This is a genomic window from Bacillota bacterium (assembly GCA_012837285.1).
GTDB lineage: Bacteria > Bacillota > DTU030 > DUMP01 > DUMP01 > DUNI01.
Map to the genome: position 1 here is coordinate 1 of DURJ01000188.1, position 3,481 is coordinate 3,481.

A 3,481-nucleotide genomic window follows, 5' to 3' on the forward strand; every position below is an offset into this window, starting at 1 on the left:
CGATGGCTTTATTTCCGGTGCCGGAGCCTTGGTGGCGGGTAAACTGGTGCCTAAGGCTAAGGATTTTATGCTGGCGTCCCACCTGTCGGAAGAACCTGGGCATCGCTATATGTTGGAACTTCTAGACATAAAACCAATACTTCAGATGAGAATGCGGCTAGGAGAGGGTACCGGTGCCGTACTAGCCATGCCGGTGGTAGAAGCGGCCTGCAAAATTCAAGCCGAGATGGCTACTTTCCAATCAGCCGGGGTGGCAGAGAAACTATAATAAGGCCTTCTTTTAAAAGAAGGCTGGCTTAACTTCACCTACTCCGTCAGATCCTGCCGGGGTAGGTGTATTATAATTGAAATGTGAACACCCAAACAGTGAGGAAAAAATGGAGTACCACAAGTTGCCTGCTTTGGCCCCAAAAGTGGTTGCTTAGACAACCTGCATGGTGCTGGAAAAACTATAGGCAACGGGACAAATTGGGGCTAAAAATAAAAAGGCTCCCGAAGCTGGCTTCAGGAGCCTTTAATCATCTCATTCTAGGGCAGTGCGTCCCAAGGGACCGGAAATTCACGGAACCCCCCGGCATAAGGGGCGATGTCATAGGGATGGAAGAAAACGACCACATTTTCATTTTCCACATAAAACAAGAATTCTTCTTCCCAGGCAGCTATTGTTTCCAGAGCATCTTCAAAATAGTACTCCGGCTCGGCTTGGATGGCTTTCTTGATTTCCTCTTTTACATACTGTCCAGGGTCGGGCCGTTCAGGGAAAAAGTCGGCCAATGACAGCAGGCGTTCGCCGGTGATGTCAATATTGTAGGCAGTTTTGTAGGTCATGCCGTGGGCACCACCGGTAAACTGGTAAGACTCGCAGACAATGCTCAGCAATCCGTCCTGATTCCAGGGAACAAAATAGGACGTAAACAGAGAATAAGGGAAGATTTGGGAACCGGCTTTCTTGGCTTCTAAGGCCCCGGCTTCTATTTCCGCTTGCGCTTCTTGTACGGTCTGTTCTATTTCGGAATTAATCCTGGTTATGAACTCGCTGTTTCCCCCAATAAGTGGAAGTTCCACATTGACTTCCAGAATGTCGGTTTTGGCAGTAACAGTTTTATTATCAATGTAGAGGCCGCCGACCATTTCTTTTACCTTAGCGGTCATGATCTTTTGCAATTCAGAAGTAACTTTGTTTTCGGTATCCTGCAGCTTGGTAAGATAGCCAGTTACCAGATTATACAGCGGATAACCCAGAGCCTCTTTTTTGGTTTTCTCAAAGCTGGCCAGGGCCTCCGGTTTAATAACTCTGGTTTCGTAATCGTAAGAAGGTGTATTGTTGGCACCGTACAAGTAGGTCAACAGATAGTTTTCGTGCATACGATTGAGCTCATGGTTATATTTAGAGTAGGGGAAAGTGAATTGAAACTCTTCCATGGCCACTATTCTCTCAGCTATCTCATTAAGGTCTACTACCAGCGCGGCATCCTTCATGGCCGGTTCGTTATAATAATCGGCCCGTATTTGAAACCAGCTTGTGAGCTCGTTGGTGATTTCGTCCTGAAAATCGGTCAACAAATCATTATAATTCACGGCAAAGAAGTACATGCCTTCTGCTGTCTGCAACTGTAGTCCCAGCAGGCGAGCTTTAACCAACAGTTCCTTCAGGTCTTGTTCGTTCTTAAGGCAGTCGGGGTCCTGGAGGCACTTAATATCATTAAGATCGTTCATGGTAAGCTTATACTTAGTCAAAATATCGTTTTTGGGATCCTGACCGTATTTTGCCTGTAAGCTTTCAATCTGGGTGTCATAGGCCGGGATAAGCGGCTGAAGCCTTCGTACATAGGTTTCCAGAGCGGCCGCCGCATCCTTCTTCGTAAGCTTACTGAGGTTGGCCTTTAGATACTCTTGCGCCGAAAGTGAATCTTCGCCGCTCAACTTGGCTGTTAGCTCGGCTAGCACAACTTGATCAGACGGCTGTTCTTCTCGATTATTCTTGTGCTGTTCATATTTAACGAACTTCACCCCGTCTCGGCCGTTCCATTTGTACCAATAGGAGATTTTATCCGAATCGGCCAGGCAGGTTCCTTCACAATCCGGGTCTTCCGTATAGATGCTAAACTCAATGATACCGTCGTTATCTATGTCGGCAATATCACCGCTGGCATAAGCTGAAAGGAGCCGGGCATTGGAATCATCAATAGCAGGTTCAAGTTTACCATCTTGAAGTAAGAACAGGTAAAACATTTCGCTGTGGGCACCCACGGCAGTCTGCATAAAGAGGGCATTTTGTCCCGGAGCTGCCGGGCCAATCACCATTTTGATACAGGTGTTATCATACTCCATGCTAATGTCAGTAACCGGTTGATACTTCCCGTCCTTAATCTGGTACAAGACCAGTGTACCGGGGTCATCCAAGTCAGCGGAAGCGCGTTGTTCGTATACAGCTATTTCGGGTAACTTGTCCCCGTCCAGATCACCGATGGCAAAGTGATTAGCATATTCCAACAAGTCTTTGCTCTCTGGCTTAAGCAATGCGGGAGCAAAGGCATTAACCAGGTCCAGGAATTCTTGATCCTCAGCAAAATTGTGCTCAGTTCCTTTGGACTTAATGTAGCCGGCAATGTCTTTTTCCACTCGCTGGGCACTCTCTCTTGATCCAATAGCAGCGGGCTTTCTAGTAGCCGGTTTTGCTACCACTGAAGAAGCAGACAGTATTCCCCCAACGAGAGCTAAAGAGATTACTAAGATTAAGGCCGCTCTGCTCATTTCTTTGTAGTTCAATCCTGTTCCGCCTCCACATGGTTCTGTATTCCCTTATTCTACTATAATCAAAACTAGTTAATAGATAGTTAAGGATCAATGACTAAATCGTCACGACCCAGGAAAGATATTCCTGCCCATACACCGTAATCTTTCCTGCCAGATTAACGCTCTCACGTGATGCTGATCCCGTAACAGGAACCTGAGCTTCCGCTGACGAATAATAGGCAGAAGAATGCTGTTTAACATAAGGGCCGGGCCAAGGGGTGCAAAAGAAATGAAAGCCAAGGACTTACCAGAAGTGGTAGCTTTTCTCATAGTTTTTGCCGTGGGCATGGTGGTGACGGTGGTCGTCTGGCACCGACCGGCTTATATTGTGATGTTGGCGGGAAGCTGCGGGGTGGTCCTACTTGGTTTACGGCATAGTTTTACCGGGCCAGAACTGGGACGGATGTTTGTTAGCGGAGCGCTTCAAGCTGTGCCGGTAGTCATCATTGTATCTCTTATTGGGATGCTAACCGGGGTTTGGAAAGCTAGCGGCGTCATCCCGGCTCTTATGAACTTGAGCTTCGATTTTATTCGGCCGCAAGGGTTTCTTTTAACCATATTTGTCTTAACGGCCATGGTTGCCATGTTACTCGGAACCGCCACCGGCACGTTCAGCACCATCGGTATTGTGTTGGCCGGGGTAGGAGCGGTAATGGACATACCTTACCCTATTGTGGCAGGGGCC

General features: G+C 47.5%; 3 protein-coding genes. 2 read left to right on the forward strand and 1 reads right to left on the reverse strand.

From position 1 onward, the window contains the following. On the forward strand, positions 1 to 268 hold a 268-nt coding region (locus GX016_10495), incomplete at its 5' end, for a nicotinate-nucleotide--dimethylbenzimidazole phosphoribosyltransferase (GenBank protein HHT71969.1). Between the two features lie 260 nt (positions 269 to 528). Here the strand turns inward: GX016_10495 and GX016_10500 are convergent. Beyond that, complete coding sequence (locus GX016_10500; protein HHT71970.1) at positions 529 to 2,769, reverse strand: DUF3298 and DUF4163 domain-containing protein; 2,241 nt, start codon at positions 2,767 to 2,769, stop codon at positions 529 to 531. A 256-nt stretch (positions 2,770 to 3,025) separates the two neighbouring features. On the opposite strand from GX016_10500, the gene GX016_10505 reads away from it, so the two are divergent. After that, positions 3,026 to 3,481, forward strand: a 456-nt coding sequence (locus tag GX016_10505; GenBank protein HHT71971.1) for a Na+/H+ antiporter NhaC family protein, incomplete at its 3' end; no start/stop codon positions are given.